General features: G+C 52.6%; 14 protein-coding genes. All 14 read left to right on the top strand.

From position 1 onward, the window contains the following. Nucleotides 1-984 (top strand): tetratricopeptide repeat protein (locus ONB24_07465; protein MDZ7315945.1); only part of this gene is annotated, 984 nt, incomplete at its 5' end. Nucleotides 985-1,075: 91 nt separating this feature from the next. Beyond that, complete coding sequence (locus tag ONB24_07460) at nucleotides 1,076-1,834, top strand: isoprenyl transferase (GenBank protein MDZ7315944.1); 759 nt, start codon at nucleotides 1,076-1,078, stop codon at nucleotides 1,832-1,834. A gap of 124 nt (nucleotides 1,835-1,958) precedes the next feature. Beyond that, on the top strand, nucleotides 1,959-6,050 hold the full coding sequence (locus ONB24_07455; protein ID MDZ7315943.1) for a translocation/assembly module TamB domain-containing protein: 4,092 nt from the start codon (nucleotides 1,959-1,961) through the stop codon (nucleotides 6,048-6,050). 68 nt (nucleotides 6,051-6,118) lie between these two features. After that, a complete protein-coding gene (bamA, locus tag ONB24_07450) occupies nucleotides 6,119-8,428 on the top strand; it encodes an outer membrane protein assembly factor BamA (protein ID MDZ7315942.1) in 2,310 nt (769 codons plus the stop codon). A 106-nt stretch (nucleotides 8,429-8,534) separates the two neighbouring features. Beyond that, nucleotides 8,535-9,089 carry an OmpH family outer membrane protein gene (locus tag ONB24_07445; protein ID MDZ7315941.1) on the top strand — a complete coding sequence of 185 codons (555 nt, stop codon included), beginning with the start codon at nucleotides 8,535-8,537 and terminating at the stop codon, nucleotides 9,087-9,089. Between the two features lie 22 nt (nucleotides 9,090-9,111). Then, nucleotides 9,112-10,203: a UDP-3-O-(3-hydroxymyristoyl)glucosamine N-acyltransferase gene (gene lpxD / locus ONB24_07440; GenBank protein ID MDZ7315940.1), complete on the top strand. Its 1,092-nt coding sequence runs from the start codon at nucleotides 9,112-9,114 to the stop codon at nucleotides 10,201-10,203. Then, nucleotides 10,175-11,575 carry a bifunctional UDP-3-O-[3-hydroxymyristoyl] N-acetylglucosamine deacetylase/3-hydroxyacyl-ACP dehydratase gene (locus tag ONB24_07435; protein ID MDZ7315939.1) on the top strand — a complete coding sequence of 467 codons (1,401 nt, stop codon included), beginning with the start codon at nucleotides 10,175-10,177 and terminating at the stop codon, nucleotides 11,573-11,575. The genes lpxD and ONB24_07435 overlap by 29 nt, the downstream gene beginning before the upstream one ends. A 23-nt stretch (nucleotides 11,576-11,598) precedes the next feature. Next, nucleotides 11,599-12,369 carry an acyl-ACP--UDP-N-acetylglucosamine O-acyltransferase gene (gene lpxA, locus ONB24_07430; GenBank protein MDZ7315938.1) on the top strand — a complete coding sequence of 257 codons (771 nt, stop codon included), beginning with the start codon at nucleotides 11,599-11,601 and terminating at the stop codon, nucleotides 12,367-12,369. Beyond that, nucleotides 12,370-13,197: a lipoate--protein ligase family protein gene (locus ONB24_07425; protein MDZ7315937.1), complete on the top strand. Its 828-nt coding sequence runs from the start codon at nucleotides 12,370-12,372 to the stop codon at nucleotides 13,195-13,197. Then, on the top strand, nucleotides 13,194-14,348 hold the full coding sequence (gene dxr / locus ONB24_07420) for a 1-deoxy-D-xylulose-5-phosphate reductoisomerase (protein MDZ7315936.1): 1,155 nt from the start codon (nucleotides 13,194-13,196) through the stop codon (nucleotides 14,346-14,348). The genes ONB24_07425 and dxr overlap by 4 nt, the downstream gene beginning before the upstream one ends. A 110-nt stretch (nucleotides 14,349-14,458) precedes the next feature. Further along, nucleotides 14,459-15,538, top strand: a complete 1,080-nt coding sequence (gene rseP, locus ONB24_07415; protein MDZ7315935.1) for an RIP metalloprotease RseP — start codon at nucleotides 14,459-14,461, stop codon at nucleotides 15,536-15,538. Between the two features lie 195 nt (nucleotides 15,539-15,733). Further along, on the top strand, nucleotides 15,734-16,822 hold the full coding sequence (gcvT, locus tag ONB24_07410; GenBank protein MDZ7315934.1) for a glycine cleavage system aminomethyltransferase GcvT: 1,089 nt from the start codon (nucleotides 15,734-15,736) through the stop codon (nucleotides 16,820-16,822). A 2-nt stretch (nucleotides 16,823-16,824) separates the two neighbouring features. Continuing rightward, a complete protein-coding gene (locus ONB24_07405; protein MDZ7315933.1) occupies nucleotides 16,825-17,559 on the top strand; it encodes a 2-phosphosulfolactate phosphatase in 735 nt (244 codons plus the stop codon). A 10-nt stretch (nucleotides 17,560-17,569) separates the two neighbouring features. Continuing rightward, nucleotides 17,570-19,927 (top strand): DNA translocase FtsK, encoded by a 2,358-nt coding sequence (locus ONB24_07400; protein ID MDZ7315932.1) that lies wholly within the window; start codon nucleotides 17,570-17,572, stop codon nucleotides 19,925-19,927. Nucleotides 19,928-19,933 lie beyond the last annotated feature (6 nt).

Here is a 19,933-nt window from a genome sequence, read left to right as displayed (position 1 = left end):
ATCGAACAGCTCGAGATGGCGATTCAGCTCTATCCGAACGATGCCGAGGCTTACTATCTGCTCGGTGAAGGAATGGCGCAGAAGCAGAACTGGACGCGTATGAACGAGATGTTCGACAAGTCGCTGGCCATCTCGCCGATGTTTGAACCGCAGATCAAAAACACCCGTGATAAAAACTGGGTAAATGCCTATAACGGCGGTGTTGCCAGACTGCAAAAGAATGATGTGGAAGGCGCCATCGAAAGCTTTTTAACGGCAACTGTGATTGATCCGCATCGTATCGACGCCTACAAAACCCTGAGCATCGCTTATGCTCGTGCCGACAATTTGGAAAAAGCAAAGGAATACGCTTCGAAAGTTTTGGAAATCGAGCCGAACAACCGCGATGCCGTTAATCTTTTAGCCAACCTCCACTTTACTCTTAAAGAGTACGATAAGGTCATTGAGCTGGAAAAGAAAGCCTTGGAAATGAATCCGGAAGATCGTGACGCCATCGCGAATTTGGCTATGGCTTACGACCTCTCCGGACGCAGCGAAGAGGCGCGAGAAACCTATATCAAGGCCTTAGAAAAAAACCCAGGCGATAAGGATCTGCTTTTTAATTTAGCGCGACTTTATTTCTTAAAGAGCGACTATCAGGAAGCCATCAAGTTGTTCAACGACGTGCTGGCCGCCAATCCCGAAGACTATGACGCCAATCTGCAGGTCGGGAATGCCTACCTCAGCATTGCCGACGACTTTCGTAAAAAGCTCGTTGAAAAGGAGCTTAGCGGGAAAGAAACCTCTCCCAAAGAACGAGAAGAACTGCTCGGTTACTATCGCCAGGCTATTCCCTATTTGGAAAAGGCTTTGAGCATTGCGTCCGGCAATCCGAGCATCAAGGTCGATTCGGCGGTTTACAATAATTTAGGTGTTGCTTACGTCAACATCGGCGACAGCGAGAAGGGTAAATACTATTTCGACAAAGCTGAAAACGCTCAGTAAATTGAATCTCAACGCCATAGTCAACGCCCCGATCGCATCGGGGCTTTTTTTTGTTGCAGATACTAAATTTTTACGGAGAAATTAAAAGAAATTGGAAAGCATTCCTCAGGAAATAGTCGACCGTATTAAAAGCAGAGGTAAATTGCCGCGACATATCGGTATAATTATGGACGGCAACGGTCGATGGGCGGAAAGACGCGGACTGCCGCGAACTGCCGGACACAACGCGGGAGTCGAAACCGTACGGAAGATCGTCGAGGCTGCGGGGCAGCTGGGTATTTCCGTTCTCACCCTTTACACTTTTTCGTGTGAGAATTGGCGCCGACCTGCCAATGAAGTTTCGGCCTTGATGAATTTACTGCTCAAAACGATCCGCAAAGAGATCGACGATCTCGAAAAAAAGAATGTGCGTTTGAACGTCATAGGCGATATCAATGGGCTGCCGTATGCACCAAGGGCGGCAATCGAGAGTTCGATTCGCCGGCTGAAAAAAAACACGGGTCTCGTTTTGAATTTGGCTTTGAATTACGGCGGTCGGCAGGAAATCGTTCAGGCCGTAAAAGCCCTCGGTAACGACATTTTGGCAGGCAAGATTACGCCCGAAAGCATCAACGAGGAGCTTTTTGCATCTTATCTCCAGACGGCTGAACTGGGCGACCCGGATCTTATCATACGCACCAGCGGCGAAAAGCGAATCAGCAATTTTTTATTATGGCAGATCGCTTATTCGGAATTGTATATTACGCCGACGCTGTGGCCGGACTTTACGGCCGAAGAGTTTTGTCAGGCAATCGAAGATTTTCAAAACCGCGAGCGGCGGTTCGGCGGAATCGGTCACGGCTCTTTTTGAAGAGTTTGAGTGAACCGGTTTATGAAAAATGATTGCGGGCAGGTCATGTTTTCCGCCGAAAGATTGCCGGAAAAAGTCGCTATGATGAGCCCTGCAGATATTACTAATAAATGCGGGTTTTCTTGTGCGTAAACGGCGTTGGGCATTGTTTTTGTTCATGTTCCTGATCGCCTTTCTATTCGGCGCCATGGAAACTTGGCGCTTGTTTCAGGCGAACGAACGCCTGCGTCGCGTCATTGTCGGGGAATTGAGGCCGCTGATCGGACAAGGGTTGCGCATTAAAAAAGTTCACCTCGGTTTCGGCAACATACACCTTTTAGACGTGCAGTTCAAGGATCCCGCGCTGCCCTTTGAAATTACCATCAAAGATCTTCGACTCGGTTACAGCTTTCTAAATTTGGTTACCCGCGGTTTTGATGTCAAAAAGCTTTCTCACGACGCCCTGCTGATCGAACCCACACTTGTCGCTACGTTACCGAAGCTGGATGCCTTTTTCGCGACATTGCAAACAGAGACCCAAGCAGAACGTTCCACCCAGGCTGAGCCGCTGTTATTTCGGCATTTCCACTTTGTCTCCCTTAAAAAATGTCGAGTTGTCATTGCCGTGGATGAATCTACGACCGTAGAAGCAGCCCGCAGCCTGGAAGGCGGCCTTTTCCGCTATCGAAACGATTCGTTGAGCATCGATCTATCCGGCAGCCTGGGAAGCTCTGACAAAAAGAACTTTATGATCGTCGGCCGGGCGGACGTGCGAAATTTGCGCCCGGATACTCTCACACTGGTGCTACATGACTTTGACTTGGGGAATGGAATTGTTGTCCCCCAGAAACTTCCTTTTAATTTCAAGAGCGGAAGATTGACCGCCTCGGTCCAAATTCGTACAGATCCTACGAGTCAACGATTTCAACTCAGGGGCCAAGGAGAGATTGCTCGGGCTTCAGGATGGGCCTATCAAAGGTCGCTCGAATTTAACGACCTTTCGTGCAGCTTTACCTATGAATCCGAAACCCTGAACCTTCTTCACGGCAGCTTGATGCTTACCGAAAGCCCGATAACTTTTTCCGGAAGCGTAGGTTGGAGCGAAGGCGGCCGGCTTGGGTTGGAAGTACATTCGCCGCGTTTGGCTTTATCCGGCTTACCGATATGGCCGAAAGATAAAGTTCCGGCAGGTTGGGCAGAGGTGCATCTAAAGATCGCGGGCGATCGGCGTGACCCTGAAATCGATGGTCAAATTACCTGCAATAATGCGCAACTGGGAAAAAATGAAATCACGAATCTTTCGGCTTTTTTTCGGTATCAGCGGTCCGCCGTCACCTTTTCTCATCTGGAAGCAAGCCTGTTCGGCCATCATCTAAAGGCGAACGGCCGACTAATTCGTGACGGCAGTGATTGGGCGATTACCGGCGCCGCGGCGATGAAGGGGGATAAGCTGCTTCACGCCTCAATCGGCGGACAGGTCGTTAACGTCAGCGGCAAGGGAGAAGCCCTGATTTCCGGCACACTGTCTGATCCTGTCTTCAGCGGCGTCTATTCGCTTTTTCCGTCGGTCAACTTTGGGCATTCCGCCGAGCTGCCGTTCCGCTTCACCTATCGGGGATCTGTTCTCAATTTTCGGAACACCGAAACTACGCAACCTTTGAATATAGTTGCCGAAATTCAATTCGGCGGACAGGAACCAACTTTTAAAGTTCAGATCGATGCGCTCCAGCAACTTTTCCAATTTGTAAAGTTAAGCACGCCGTTTCAGGAAATGGTTTCAGGTCTTTCGATTTCGCTTGCCGTCGAAGGCATACCGTCTGCATGGCGGGGTAAGACGTTTGTGCAAAGATCCGAAGGCGAACAGGATGAGGAAGTCGTTCTGGCGATCGAAGCCGACGCCGGCGTCCGAAACAAAGCCACCGTTCTCAAAGGCGTCTGTCGTCTTTTTCCTGCAAGGTTTCCATACATCGGGACTTTTCGCCTCGTTCGAAACGAAGAACGCCTTGTTTTGGAAGAGTTCAAGTTCGACAACATATTTTCGGCCGGTTTAGACCTTAACCTGCGAAAAAGATCCCTCAAGGGCAAGATGAATTCTCGTGCGCTCGATTTGGGTGCGCTTTTGGGCTCCGACCTCCTGCGGGGCTACGTCACTGCTCAACTTCAGTTGGAGGGCCCGGCCAATCTACCCAATTTTCAAGGAAATCTTTCTATAGATGAGCTAACGATATCCGGGCTTGGACCTTATCAAATGATCGCCGATCTGAAAGCCGATCAAGATAAAATTCAACTATATCGATTGCTGTTCAATGCGGAATCGACGACCCTGTTAATGGCGCAGGGTTATTACGATCGAAGCATGGAACAGGTCGACCTGTCGATAAAGGGCGCCGGATTCCGTGCCGAAAACGTGCACCGGCTGGTCAATCGTGATACGATAATAGCCGGTCAGACGCTGGTCGATCTGAGCGTCAGGGGAAAACTGACGAGTCCGAAAATCCAGGGTATCATTGCCTTAAAGGACGGACGAGTATGGAAATCGCCGTTCGACGAGCTGGAAATTCATCTCAAGAATGAGGACGGCGATAACAAGCGCGTCCGATTCGATTCGATTCGTCTATTACGGCAGGATGTTTATCAGATAACCGCCTCCGGATATTGGCCGTTCGCTAAAAACGACAGCCTGGCTTTCAATATAAGCGGCTCCGGGAACCTGCTTGCTGTACTGTCGGATATGGACAAGTTTTTCAAGAAACCCTATGGCGACGGCAGCTTTTCGGTGTTGTTGCGCGGAACACCGGCGAACCCGAGAATTCGACATGCCGAATTGAGCCTGACAAATGCCTCGCTGGAGTTCGGCTCGGTGGTGCCGCCCGTCAAAAAGGTGGAGGCGAAATTAAGATACGAGCCGGAGACAGGCATTTTCAAGCTATACAACTTGTCCGGCTTGATGGGCGGTGAGCCGTTTCGAATTTACAGCGAGGCGGCGCAGTTCCTGCCATGCAGTCGTCCCCTGGCGGATTTCTCTTTCGGCGACGGATTGTTCAATCTCGGTGTTTTGGTGCTCGAGACGCCTGGAAACGGCGTGCCCCTGAATTTCGTCGGTTTGATGGAGCCGCAGAAATTCGGTCTTTTGCAGTTATCGGGGCGTGAAAACGGCGAAAAGTTTTATTTTGCACGGACGGAAGAGGGGGTGACTCTGCGCGGGACGATCCTGCTTTCGGAAGCGGAAATTATGTATCCGTTTTATGAAAGCGGTAATAAACCATCGGAGAAAGTTCAGCATTTTCTTGATAACCTCATTTGGGATCTGGCAGTCGTACCGCAAAAGAACGTTCGGTTTGCGCGCAGCTTTCCGGCGGCCATTGATGAGGTCTATGTCAATCTCAAACTCGATGATCGTGTCGGAGGGCTTGAATTTACCGGCCGCATTGCCGATGAAACTTTTCGCATAAAAGGCAGTCTACGCTCTACAAAGGGCTTCTTGGAGTATTTGGACATGAACTTTCGCCTTGAGCAGGCGGGCGTAGACTTTGATCGAAGCAGCCTCATTCCGGTCGTTTACGGTCAGGCGCGTACCACAATCACAGATTCACTCGGCCTTTCTTCGAACATCTTTCTTTCCATGCAGACAGTCGACAATACCATGAATAAAAAGTCGGTCGAGGATATCGTGAGGCAGGAGGAAGGACGCGCCCGCATCGACCGCATCCGTTTCAAGCTTTCCAGTGATAATCCGATGCTGGGCAGCAATGAAGCTCAGGTGCTCTCCGCTCTCGGCTACGGCGGCGGAAACCTGCGCAGAGACGCCGTCGAAACCCTGGGAAAGGGTGCAGACACTTTTTTCCTGCGCCCTCTGTTTCGGCCGTTGGAACGCGAGTTGTCGAATATGCTGGGACTCGATTACGTGCGTTTCAGTTCTCCATTGACTCGTAATCTCCTGCAATTCAATTTGAACAACAACTTGGAACTCAATCGGCGGCTTGCCCTTCTGCAGAGTACCCGCATTATCGTTGGGAAATACTTGACCGACAGGCTCTTTCTGCAGTACACCGGTCAACTCGAATCCGGCGTGAGCTACAGATACAAGAGTAAAGAAGTGGGCTTTCATCATACCGTCGGATTGGACTTTCAGATTCATCCTCAGCTTCTTGTGGAACTGGAATATGATTACGATAGTTTGATGAACTACAACCGCGACGACAAGCGAATCGTTTTTCGCCATTGGTTTCCTTTTTAAAAGACAAATCGTTTTGACATCCGGCTATTTTTTTTTAAATTGAATTTTGTCAAACAATCGAGAGGTGTATGGGTCGACAGAGTCGATGGGCTGTGTGTTTTTTTCTGCTGCTGACAGTCCCGATTTTTGCTCAAGGTCGAAAGATCAAAGTGCTCGGCGTTTCGGTCACGGGCAATACCACGACTGACGCCGACATCATCCGCATGCAGTCCGGAATCACGCCGGGAGCGGAAATCGGTGCGGAAGGGGTTCAGGAAGCAATCCGTAAACTTTGGCGGCTCAATTTATTTTCCGATATTCAGCTCTATATCGATCGACAGGTCGGCGACGGATATTTTCTCACCATTCAAGTCAAAGAATATCCGCGCTTGGAAAAGATCGAACTTGCCGGCAATAAAAAGCTGAAAAAAGAAGATATCGACGAGGTTTTGAATTTTTATCCCGGACAAATCGTATCGCAGAGTGCCCTTAGCCGCGCCAAAGCCAAATTGCTCAAGAAATACAAAGAAAAAGGGTATTTATTGGCGGATGTCCGTATTATTACCAAACCCTCTGAGACGAATCCGAATCGAGCGATCGTGCGGTTTGTTTTTGACGAAGGGAAAAAAGTCCAGATCGATCGGATCGAGTTTTACGGCAATAAAGCTTTTTCGGATTCCAAGCTTCGCAAGCAGTTGAAAGACACCAAAGAAGACCGCTGGTGGCGCAGTGCCGATTTCGATAAAGCCAAGTACGAAGAAGATTTGGGCAAGCTGCTCGATTTTTATCGCAATCACGGCTATCGGGACGTCTCGATCGTAAAGGACAGTCTTTATTATAATGACGCCCGCGACAAGATGACCATTGCCGTTTGGTTGGATGAAGGTCCGCTTTACACCTTCGGCAATGTGGAATGGGTCGGCAATAAGGTCTTTACCGCTGAAGAGTTGACGGCCAACCTTCGCTTTTCGCCGGGGGACCGTTACAGTAAAAAGGCATTGGATGAATCCGTTTTTCAACACGTCGGCGGCATGTACTACGATTTGGGCTATATTTTTGCCAGCATCACGCCCAAAGAAGAGCCTTCGCCGGACGATCCGCTGCGATTGAATATACGGTTTTTGGTCAATGAGGGCAAACAAGCCAAAATCAACGAAATCAATATTACCGGCAACACAAAAACCAAAGAAAAGGTCATCCGCCGAGAGCTGCAGATCTTCCCGGGGCAGACCTTCAACAAGTCGCTTTTGGAGCGAAGCCAGCGCGATGTTTGGATGTTGAATTATTTTTCCAACGTCGAGCCCGGCGTCCAACCGATCGATGAAGAAAAAGTCAACTTGGAATTTAAAGTCGAGGAAAAATCGACGGACACGGCAAACATGTCGGCCGGTTGGAGCGAACGCGATCGCCTGATCGGCAGCGTGGGCGTGGCCATGGCCAATCTCTTCGGCAACGGTCAGAGGCTGAGCTTCGACTGGATGTTCGGCCGCTACTACCGTTCTTTCAGCGTAAGCTTTACCGAGCCGTGGCTTTTAGATACGCCAACCTTGGCCGGTTTTAGTTTCTACGATACCAAACGCGACGCCTATTACATCGGCTACAAGCAGGTCAGCACCGGCGCCTCGTTGCGGCTTGGGCGGCGCCTGCAGTGGCCGGACGATTTCTTTCGCGGCGATTGGATCTATCGCATCGACAAAACCGAGCTGAGCGACTTTAATCAATACATCATCGAAGCAAACCCGAACAATATCATTAACGAACAGTGGCCGCTGATCAGCAGCAGCATAACGCAGATTTTCTCGCGCAACAGCCTGGATCGTCCCGAATTCCCGACGTCAGGTTCTGATGTTTCGTTGACAACCGAATTGGCGGGCGGTTTTCTCGGCGGCAATGTCGGCTATCACAAATGGATCTTTCGCCTCGACTGGTTCACGCCATCGTTCTGGAAACTGGTTTTTTACACCAGCTTCCAGGCCGGTTACATGGAGACGTTGGGCAAGAACGGCCGCATTCCCTATATGGAATATTTCTTTATCGGCGGCGACGGTCTTTCGCGATCGACTCCTCTGCGCGGCTATGAAGATCCGCTGGCCGGTTATCGCATGGTCGAAGACGGCGGCAAGACTCTGCTAAAGTATACGGCCGAGTTGCGCATTCCCATCGCGCCGAATCCGACGATTTTTGCGCTCTTGTTCGCCGAGGCAGGTAACAGCTGGCTTGATATGCAGCACACCAACCCCTTGGATTTAAGGCGTTCCGTCGGCATCGGCGCGCGCGTGTTTATGCCGATGATCGGCATTATCGGATTTGATTACGGATACGGCTTTGACCGCGTCGACTATTACGGCAACCCGGATCCCAAGTGGAAGATGCATTTTGTTTTCGGCAGAAGTTTTTAAGGTTGACGAAAGTTCTTAGATGTCTAGACCGCAAACCAATTTGTAGAAACGGTGCTTGTTTAGAAAATCAATTATTCTTATTTTTGCAAAAAATACGGAGGAAAACGTGAGATCTCTACATTTTTCAGCCATCATCCTGCTCGCCGTTTTTGCTGCTGCAATGCCGGCTTTTGCGCAAAAAATCGGCTATATCAATTCGCAGCAAATTCTTGCGACTTATAAAGAAGCGCAGGACGCGCAGGAGCAGTTGGACAAGATCAACAGGCAATGGGAAGCCGAGGCGCGCGAAATGCAGAGCCAATTTCAGGAATTGGGTCAGCAACTGGAGTCTCAGGCTCTGCTTCTGAGCGAACAGCGGCAGAAAGAGAAACAGGCCGAGCTTCAGGCGCTCTATCAAAAGATTCAGCAGTTCCAAAACGAGAAATGGGGGCAAAACGGCGAGTTCTTTCGCAAACAGGAAGAGATCATGAAGCCTGTTTACGACAAGATCAATGCCGCCATTAAAAAGATCGGTGAAGAAGAGCGGTTCGATTATATTTTCGATGTTGTGGCCGGGAACATCGTCTACGCCAGCCCCAGCCAGCAGGATTTAACACAGCTGGTCATCGAGGAATTGGAAAAAGGACTGACTTCAACCGGCAAGTCATCGCGCGGCCGCTGAGTATTTGAGCTTCGAGTCTGCTATGCCCTTCAGCTTGGCCGAGATCGCTTCGTGGATCGGCGCGACCATTGAAGGTGAGCGTGACATCCTCATCTCCGGGTTGGCAAAAATAGAGGAAGCGACGCCGGGGACGTTGACGTTCATCGCCAATCCCAAATATGCCAAATATATCGAGTCAACGGCCGCTTCGGCGGTTTTGGTAGACCGTAACTTTCCGTCCTGCGCAAAAACGCTGCTGCGCACGGATGATCCTTATTTTGCATTTCTTGTGTGCGCGCGACGATTCTATCAACGCGAACCGGCTGTTGCGACCGGAGTTCATCCCACTGCCGTCATCGGCGAGGGCACGCAATTGGGGAAAAACGTCTCCATAGGCGCATATACCGTGATCGGCAAAAACTGCCGCATTGGAGACGGCTCTGTAATCTATCCTCTCTGTTTCATCGGCGACAATGTGCAAATCGGCTCAGACACTCTGCTTTATGCCAATGTATCGATACGCGAAGAGTGCCGCATCGGCAGTCGCTGCATTGTACATATGGGTGCCGTGATCGGCTCCGACGGATTCGGTTTTGCCTTCAAAGACGGCCGCTACCACAAGCTGCCGCAAATGGGGATCGTCGTGGTCGAGGATGATGTGGAGATCGGCGCCAATACGACGATCGACCGCGCGACGTTGGGCGAAACGATCATCCGCAGCGGCGCCAAGCTGGATAATCTCATTCAAGTGGCGCACAATGTCGAGATCGGCGAGCATACGGCTATAGCTGCTCAAACAGGTATTTCCGGCAGCACCAAAATAGGCAGATATGTCGTTATCGGCGGTCAGGCTGGGTTTGCTGGCCATATTCAGATCGGCGATCAGGCCAAGATCGGTGCGCAAGCAGGCATCACCAAGTCAGTGGCCGGGGGAGAATTTGTCACCGGCACGCCGGCGCGGCCTTTTCTGGAAGAACGTCGCGAGCAGGCCGCTTTGGCACGGCTGCCGGAGCTATTGAAGCAGGTGCGCGATCTGCAGAAACGTGTGGAAGAATTGGCATCCGAGTTGTCGAGTTATCGATCGCATTTGGGAAAAGGAGGCGACTCTGAAAAACCAACAGACCATCAAAACTGAAGCGTCTTACGAAGGGGTAGGACTTCATACCGGTAATCGTACTAAAATTACTTTTAAGCCGGCGCCGGTCAACACCGGCATTATTTTCCGAAGAACGGACATCCCCGATTCGCCGGACATCAAGGCGGATGTGGATCATGTTGTAGACATTTCGCGCGGAACCACCATCGGCATCGGCGACGTCCGCATTCATACGGTAGAGCATGTCCTGGCCGCCATCAGCGGTTTGGAAATCGACAACATCATCTGCGAAGTCGAGGGCAACGAGCCGCCGGTCGGCGACGGCAGCGCGCTGCCTTTTGTCGAGGTTCTGCTGAAGGCGGGTATTGTCGAGCAGGAAGCCCTGCGCGACTATTTGATCATCGACAAGACCATTACTTATTCTGATCCTTCGCGCGGCGTCGACATTGTCGTCTTTCCGTCCGATGAATTCCGCATAACCTTTATGGTGGATTACAAGAATCCCGCGCTTGGAACTCAATACACCTCGATGTATTCGCTGCATGAAGAGTTTGCAACCGAATTTGCAGCGGCGCGGACGTTTTGTTTCCTGCATGAGGTCGAAGAACTGTGGCGGGCGGGATTGATTCAAGGCGGCAACCTCGACAACGCCTTGGTCATCATCGATCGCGAGATGAGCGAAAAGGAGTTGGAAGAGCTGCGCGCGCTTTTCGGCATCAACTCGGAGGTCAAGCTCTCCAACAACGGTATTTTGAACGGCAAGGAGCTGCGCTACTACAATGAGCCGGTGCGTCACAAGGCGCTCGATCTGATCGGCGACCTGGCTCTGCTGGGCGTGCCGATCAAAGGGCATGTGATCGCCGCGCGCTCAGGCCACAAGGCCAATGCCGAGCTGGTCAAGCTGATCCGCAAAGAGTACGAAAAAAAGCTGATCCGCAAAAAGTATCAGGTCGATGATCTGAAGGGCGTTTTCCTGGACAACGAGGCCATCCAAAAGATCCTGCCGCATCGCTATCCCTTCCTTCTTGTCGACAAGATTCTCGACCTGGTCCCCGGAGAGCATGTCATCGGCATCAAGAACGTGACGGCCAATGAGCCGTTTTTCCAAGGACATTTTCCCGGCAACCCGATCATGCCGGGCGTGCTGATTATAGAGGCGATGGCGCAAACCGGCGGTATTCTTCTCTTGAACGCGCAGACGGATCCGAGCACCAAGCTGGTTCTTTTTTCGGGGATCGACAACGTCCGGTTTCGGCGAACAGTAAAGCCGGGCGACACGCTTCGTTTCGAGGTGGAACTCTCGGCTTTGCGGCGCTCGATGGCAAAAATGTACGGCCGCGCCTATGTCGGCGACCAACTTGCGTGTGAAGCGGAGCTGATGGCCGCCATTGTCGATCGAGAGCAGAAATAATCCCTAAAACTAAAGAGGCGGAAGTGACGTCCATCCATCCGACGGCAATTGTGAACCCTAAAGCCGAACTAGGCGAAAATGTAAGCGTCGGCCCGTATACCATTATTGAAGGCGATGTACAGATCGGCGACAACACAACGATTGCGTCGCAGGTGCTGATTGCCGACGGCGCGCGCATCGGCTCCGGCTGCCGCATTCATCACGGCGCCGTCATTGCAACGTTGCCGCAGGATCTTAAATTCGGCGGCGAAAAGACCACCTTTGAGATCGGCAACAACACGACGGTGCGCGAGTTCTGCACACTCAACCGCGGTACGCAGATGCGCGGCAAGAGCGTCGTCGGTTCCAACTGCCTCCTGATGGCTTATACCCATGTGGCCCATGACTGCATCGTCGGAGACAACGTCATCTTGGCCAATGCCGTGCAGCTTGCGGGACATGTTACGGTCGAAGACTGGGCGATCATCGGCGGGCTCACCGGCGTGCATCAATTCTGCCGCATCGGCCGACACGTCATGGTCGGCGGCCATTTCCGCGTCACCAAAGACGTTCCGCCGTATATCCTCGCTTCAGAAGAACCGTTGCGGTTCGTCGGGCTGAATTCGGTCGGATTGCGGCGGCGCGGTTTCCCTGAAGAGACCATGCGCGCTCTCAAACATGCTTATCGGCTGATCTATCGATCCAACCTCAATGTCAGCCAGGCAGTGGCCCGCATTCGGGAAGAGGTCGAGCTCATTCCCGAAGTTCTTCACATTTTAGAGTTCATTGAAAAGGCAGAACGGGGAATCATCTGAGTGAGCGGCTCAGCCGACGAACTGTGGCGGTTTATCCATTACGGAGCGTTGCCAGGGGCGTACAATATGGCCCTCGATATGGCGATGACGTTGGCCGCCTCACGCGGCGAGACACTGCCGACTCTACGTATATACGGCTGGAAAGTGCCGACGATTTCTCTGGGATATCATCAGTCCGAGCAGGATCTCGACCTTGACCGGTGTCGAGAGGACGGTGTCGACGTCGTCTATCGGCCTACCGGCGGAAGGGCGGTTTTGCACCAAAACGAGATTACCTATGCGGTCGTTCTGCCGCCGAGCAGTCGATATTTTTCCGACCACATTTTGACGATCTATGAGTTGATCAGCCGCTGTCTGGTGCGCGGCCTGCGCTGCCTTGGCGCACCGGTCGATTTCGAACGCAAAAAAAGAACGCCTCAATTCAATGGTCCGGACCCGGCCGCGCTTTGCTATGCCTCCTCGGCGCAATATGAGATCGTCATCGGCAATAGAAAATTAGTCGGCAGCGCACAGAGACGTATCAGCAACGGCGTGCTGCAGCACGGCTCCATCCTAATCGGCGAGGAACATTTGAACATTACCCGCTATGTCGCCGTGCGCGACGATTCACAACGGCTACGGCTGAGATCCTTCATGGAACGGCGCACCGTGGTGCTAAATCAGGTTTTGCCGCACGGCGTTGACAAAAGACAAGCCGCTCTTTGCATTCGAGATGCCTTTGCCGATGAGCTGGGCATTCGTTTTTTGGATGGAGAACCTACTCCGAACGAACACGAGGAAGCCATGCGCCTTCTCGAACGGTTTTCGATCGTGAGCAGTTCGTTATGAGCAAGCGAATCATCCTGTTGGGATCGACCGGCTCGATTGGCCGTAACACGCTGCAGTGCATCGAAGCCAATCCGGATTTGCTTTCTTTGACCGCCCTTTCGACGCACTCTCAGATCGATGTTCTGCTGGAGCAATGTCGCCGGTTTAGGCCCCGCGCTGCAGCGATCAGCGGAGCGGAGCCGTCGTCCGATGTCATCGAAGAGCTGCTAAGGCTCAATGTTGAGCTTTTTGCCGGTGAAAAGGCGCTTGTTCGGCTGATCGAAAGAATCGATGCGGAGCTGGTGGTCAATGCCGTCGTTGGGGCGGCCGGCTTTTTGCCGACTCTGGCCGCCGTGGAAAAAGGCTGCGATGTGGCGCTGGCCAATAAAGAAAGCCTGGTGATCGGCGGCGAACACGTGATGAGGCGGGCTGCTGAAAAAAACGTGCGTATTTTGCCCGTCGACAGCGAGCATAGCGCTGTGTTTCAATGTCTGATGGGCGAAGATGTTTCGACGGTCGAGGAAATCCTGCTCACCGGTTCGGGCGGTCCGTTTCGGCTGTTGCCTAAGGAAAAGTTTTCCTCGGTCACCGTCGAGGAGGCGCTCAAGCATCCGAACTGGTCGATGGGCGCCAAGATTACCATCGACTCGGCAACCATGATGAATAAGGGTTTGGAGGTGATCGAAGCTTGCCGCTTGTTCGGCCTGACGCCGGACCGCGTGCGCGTTGTTGTTCACCCCCAGTCGATCGTCCATTCGATGGTGGCTTTTCGCGACGGTTCCGTTAAAGCGCAGCTGGGCAAGCCGGACATGCGTGTGCCGATACAACTGGCCTTAACCTGGCCGGAGCGTCGGCCGTCCGAATTCCCGCGCATGGATTTTTCCATCGCTTTTTCGCTCGACTTTGAGCCGCCGGATTTGGAAAAGTTTCGCTGCCTGGCGCTGGCGTACCAAGCACTGGAAAGCGGCGGGACATCGACGGCGGTTCTCAATGCCGCCAATGAAATCGCGGTGCAAAGGTTTCTACGCCGTGAGATCCGCTTTGACCAAATCGAGGCGATCATCGAACAGACTCTTTCGGCGCATCAAATTGTCCGACAGCCGAGCATCGAGGAATTGCTTGCCGCGGACGAATGGGCAAGAAATATTGCCGGAAAAATCGATTTTGATTAAAATAAAAGAATCTTTTTGCGGAAAGCCTCGTCTAATTGGCGCCGTTCGGCAGGAAATCGAGGCTGGAACGGTATGAATCATCGACAGCGTTTTGCTGCGGGAAAGGAATTATGAGCGATTTTTTGCATACTTTATACGTCTATGGTCTGCCGTTTGCGTTTATCATCGGTCTGCTGGTTTTGGTGCACGAATTCGGCCATTTTCTGCTGGCCAAATTGGTCGGTATCCGTGTAGAACGATTTTCGATCGGCTTTCCTCCCCGCCTTTTCGGCAAAAAGATCGGTGATACAGACTATTGCATTTCGGCCGTTCCTCTCGGCGGCTATGTCAAGATGTCGGGCATGATCGACGAGAGTCTCGATACGGGTTCCCTGAAAGGCGAACCCTACGAGTTCATGTCCAAGCCGGTTTGGGCGCGGTTCCTGGTGATCGCGGCCGGCCCGATTTTCAACATTCTTTTGGCTTTTTTCCTCTATACGATGATTATCGGCACCACCGGTATAGAAGTACCCGCAGAGCCGCTCTATCCCATTGTCGGCAACGTCAGTCCGAACAGTCCGGCTGATTCGATCGGACTCAAGCCCGGCGACCGCATCCTCAGCATCGACGGCAGGCCGGTGGAAAAGTGGGAAGATCTGACGGCAATCATTCACAAGGCGCCGAATCGGACTCTGGACATCGAATGGGAGCGGGACGGCAAGCCGTTTTTCGCCCATGTGACGCCGAAATACGACCCGACGCTGGACGTCGGCTTGATCGGCATTATGCCGCAAACGGTGCGCAAACCTCTGGGCCCGTTCGAATCCGTCCGCATGGGTGCGCTGATGACTGTGGACAAAACGACCATGATTCTCAAGTCCTTTGCGGCGCTCTTTACCGGCAAGGTCAAAGCCAAAGAAGCGTTGGGCGGGCCATTGCGCATTGCCGAGCTGTCCGGACAAGTAGCCAAACGCGGTTTTATCGATCTTTTGGCCTTTGCGGCAATCCTGAGCATCAACCTGGCTCTGCTGAACCTTTTGCCGGTTCCGGCTTTGGACGGCGGCCATCTGCTGCTGTTGACTGTTGAGGCGTTCATTCGTCGACCGATTTCCAACAAAATAAAAATCGCCGTACAGCAGATCGGCATGGCATTGTTGCTGGCCTTGATGATCTTTGTCCTCTTTAATGATTTCCTGAATTTGACCCGCTGAATCCTCGGCCTCCCGAAACGATTCTTTTCGGGAGGCCTTTTTTGCCTGCCAATTTATTCCTTGACTGTATGGTCAAGATAGTTGTAATTTCATTTTGAAAAAGTCCATGGGGCGACGTTTCAGTGATCGGTTCCTAATTCAGATGGAAGGAATCGATATGTACCCGATGAGCAGGCCGAAAAGAAAGGAGCACAGATGGAAATTAAAAAGACGGCTCTGTTCGATGTCCATGTCGCATTGAATGCCAAGATGGTGGAATTTGCAGGCTTTTACATGCCCATTCAGTATGCGGGGATTCTGCAGGAGCATCGCCGCGTACGCACGACGGTCGGCCTTTTCGACGTGTCGCACATGGGTGAGTTTTTTGTCAGCGGTCCGAATGCACTTGCTTTTCTGCAGCGCCTGACCATCAACGATGTCGCCAAGCTCGCGGTGGATCAGGTGCAGTACAGCGCCATGTGTTACGAAGACGGCGGTATTGTCGACGACTTGTTGGTCTATCGTTTTGCAGATCATTACATGATGGTCGTCAATGCGGCAAATATCGAAAAGGATTGGGAGTGGGCGCAGCGGCACCTAATGGACGGCGTAAAGTTGGAGAACCGCAGCGACGAGTTGAGCCTACTTGCTCTTCAAGGCCCCTGTGCGGAGGCCGTTCTTCAACCGCTGACCGATTTGCCGCTTTCGGAAATCAAGTATTATTGGATGAAAAGCGGGCAAGTAGCCGGTTTCCCCGTCGTCGTTTCCCGCACCGGCTATACGGGAGAACCCGGCTTTGAGTTGTGTTTCGACCGCAGCTATTCCGTGCAGATTTGGCAGGCGCTGATGGAATCCGGCCGAAAATACGAGATCGAACCCATCGGCTTGGGCGCGCGGGATACTCTGCGCTTGGAAATGAAATATTGTCTATACGGCAACGACATCGACGCCACGACCAATCCGTTGGAAGCGGGACTGGGTTGGATCACCAAGCTGGACAAAGGCGATTTTATCGGTCGCGAGGCGCTCCTGCGTGTGCGCGAACAGGGTCTTAAGCGCAAGCTGATCGGCTTTGAAGTTGAAGGCCGCGCCGTACCGCGGCACGGTTATGCGCTCTATCAAGGCGACCGTCTTCTTGGTCATGTAACCAGCGGCGGCTTTTCTCCCATGCTCGAAAAGGGCATCGGCATGGGGTACGTCGCGATCGATGCAGCAGCCGAAGGTACGCCGCTCGAGGTTGATGTGCGCGGCAGGCGCGTACCGGGAATGGTGGTCAAAACGCCCTTTTATCGCCCCAAAGGGTGAAAATGCCGCTAAGGACGATCGATTTCATTGAGACAGCGGATGACATCCGGCCCGAACGTGTGCAAGGCAAAGTTGCGGCAGCAGCCGATGTGCTGCGGGCGACTTCGACGATCGTGACGGCGCTGCAGAACGGCTGTCGTGAAGTTATTCCCGCTTTGACCGTTGAGGATGCTTTAGCGATCTATTCAAGCTTTCCATCTGATGAGGTCGTTTTGGGCGGAGAACGAGGCGGCAAAAGAATTCCCGGATTTCATCTCGGCAATTCACCGCGCGAGTATGTACCTGAGGTTGTTTTCGCAAAACGGGTGATCACCACCACGACGAACGGTACGCGGGCACTGGTTAATTCCTCAGCTGCGAAAGAAGTCGTTGTTTTATCTTTTCTAAACCTGCAGGCGGTCGTCGAGCGGCTGGCCGGTGCCGCGGGCGATCTCTGTTTGATCGCTGCGGGCAACGACGGTCGGGCTTCGATCGAAGATTCCGTCTGCTGCGGCGAAACAATCCGCAGGCTGATGCTGTCGAGGCCGGATGCGTTCAGGTTAACTCCGGATGCCGAAAAAGCTGTGACCATTTCCGAGCAGTGGAGCGGATCTACGGTACAATTGCTTGAAAATTGTCCCCATGGGAAATTTCTGCAAAAGATCGGTTTCGGGTCGGATCTTGCCTTCTGTGCCCAACTCGATCAATTTGCGGTTGCACCGCTATTTAAAGCCGGCAGGGTGCGAATTCTTTTATAGTGGATAATCCATGACCAAAAGAAGAAAAAGACGGTTGGTGCAAAAAAGCCCGCGCCGAACCGCTGCGGCGATGAGCCCGGAAAAAGAGCAGGAGATCATGGGGATTCTGCTCATCGTCTTTAGCATTCTGCTTTTTGCCGCTCTTTATTCCTACTCGCCTGAAGAAACCCCCGCATCGATTTTCGAAGGTCACCGGATCAGTAACCTTGCGGGTTGGGCGGGAGTCTATTTGTCGCATTTTTTGATTCGATATACGCTGGGCTACGCAACCATTGTTCTGCCCTTTTTGATTTTCTTTTGGGGATGGAACCGATTATTGCACAAAGATTCCTATCCGCTGATCCGATGGACATTTTACACGCTTCTTTTTGCCCTCTATGTTTCCATCGCTTTTGCCCTTGTCGACGGCATAAGCAGCGCCGCAAGCGGATCCTCGCGAATCGAATTTTCCGGTCTTCTCGGCAGCTGGATCGCTAAAGGCATGATTGTGGTTTTGGGGCCTATCGGTGCGGTTATCTTTCTCATCGGTGCCGTCATTCTCACGGTGCTGTTTATTTCAACCCTGCGGCTTTCCGACATTTTACTTCCCTTTGAGGATTTCTTTAGGAAATTGGCAAATCTGCATTATGTGGGGCGGCCAAAGCAGGCAACACGAAAGATTAAGGAAGAGGTACATAAAGACCAAGGTGTTCCTTTCCGTCGTCAACAACTGCAGATTCATCGATCGGATTTGGAAAGGCCGCCTCAAGTATCGGTGAAGCCTCTCGAAGAGTTGCGGGAAGAAGAGGCTGAAGAGCCGCCGGAAGAAGCGCCGCGAGCCGAAGCCAGGTTGGATTATAAAGAGCAGCTCTCCTATCTGCAGAATTACCGGAAACCGCCTTTGGAACTGCTGACCCTGCCGCAGAGTCGTTCGCGCGGCTTGAGCGAAGACGACTATCGCGCCAACGCCAGACTTTTGGAAGAAAAGCTCGAGGATTTCGGCATTCAGGCGCAGGTTGTCGAGATTCATCCGGGGCCGGTCATCACGCTGTACGAGCTGGAGCTTGCCCCCGGCATTCGCCTCTCGCGCGTGGTGTCGCTTGCCGATGATATTGCAATGGCTATGCGCGCCCAACGCATTCGCGTGGTCGCTCCGATTCCCGGCAAGTCGACGATCGGCATCGAAATCCCAAATCCCGAACCGGAAATCGTTTATCTGCGTGAAGTGATCGATACGCCCGAGTTTCGCGCCGCCGCTTCACCTTTGACCATGCCGTTGGGGAAAACCATCTTCGGCAAACCGTATTATGCGGACTTGGCCAAAATGCCGCATCTGTTGATCGCCGGCTCTACCGGTTCCGGCAAGAGTGTCTGCCTCAACACCATCATCGCCGGTATCCTGTACAAGTCCACTCCTGCGGAAACGCAGCTCGTGTTGATCGATCCCAAGCGGCTCGAGCTCTCCGCTTATGCTAAGCTTTATCGCCATCATCTGAACTATGTGGAAGGCGCCAAACAAAAAGTCGCCACAAACGCCAAATCGGCCATTCAAGTGCTGAAATCGGTCGAGCTGGAAATGGAACGTCGCTACTCGCTTCTGGCGGCGGCCGGCGTTAGAAACATCGATGAATACAACCAAAGAATTCGCGACGGCCTGTATGCGCCGAGCGGACAGGACCAGCCTTTGCCGCTGCCTTATCTGGTGCTGATCGTCGACGAGCTCGCTGACCTCATGCTCACCGCCAACGCATCCGGTGAAGTGGAGGAGCCCATTGCGCGGCTGACGCAGATGTCGCGTGCGGTAGGCATCCACTTGATCCTTGCTACGCAACGACCGTCGGTGGACGTGATCACCGGCGTCATCAAGGCAAATTTTCCGGCGCGCATTGCCTTCCAGGTGCCGACCAAAGTCGATTCGCGCACCATCCTGGATATGAACGGAGCGGAAAAGCTATTGGGCCGTGGCGACATGCTCTTTCTGCCGCCCGGCAGCGCCGAGCCGATTCGTCTGCATAACGCTTATATTTCTTTGGAAGAGATCGAGCAGCTGATCGAGTTCGTCCGCCATCAGCCCGAGTTCAACAAAGCGCCCTTGGCCGCCTATCAGGAAGAGGAAGAAGGCGCTGAATATTCTCTTGAAGGCGGTGATCGCGACCCGCTCTTTGAAGAAGCGATGAAGATCGTTGTACTCAGCGGTCAGGGATCGGTCTCCATTCTGCAGCGCAAATTAAAGGTCGGCTATTCGCGGGCGGCTCGGCTCATCGATCAATTGGAAGAAGCCGGTGTGGTCGGACCGTTTGAAGGAAGCAAAGCGCGCGAGGTGCTCATGACTCCGGCAGACCTGGAGGCGATGAATTTCAAGGATGAAACGGAAGACGAGGAACTTTAAAGCTGC

The organism is candidate division KSB1 bacterium (assembly GCA_034505495.1).
In the GTDB taxonomy this organism is placed as follows: domain Bacteria; phylum Zhuqueibacterota; class Zhuqueibacteria; order Residuimicrobiales; family Krinioviventaceae; genus Fontimicrobium_A.
This window is presented reverse-complemented; position numbering and strand designations above follow the sequence as displayed.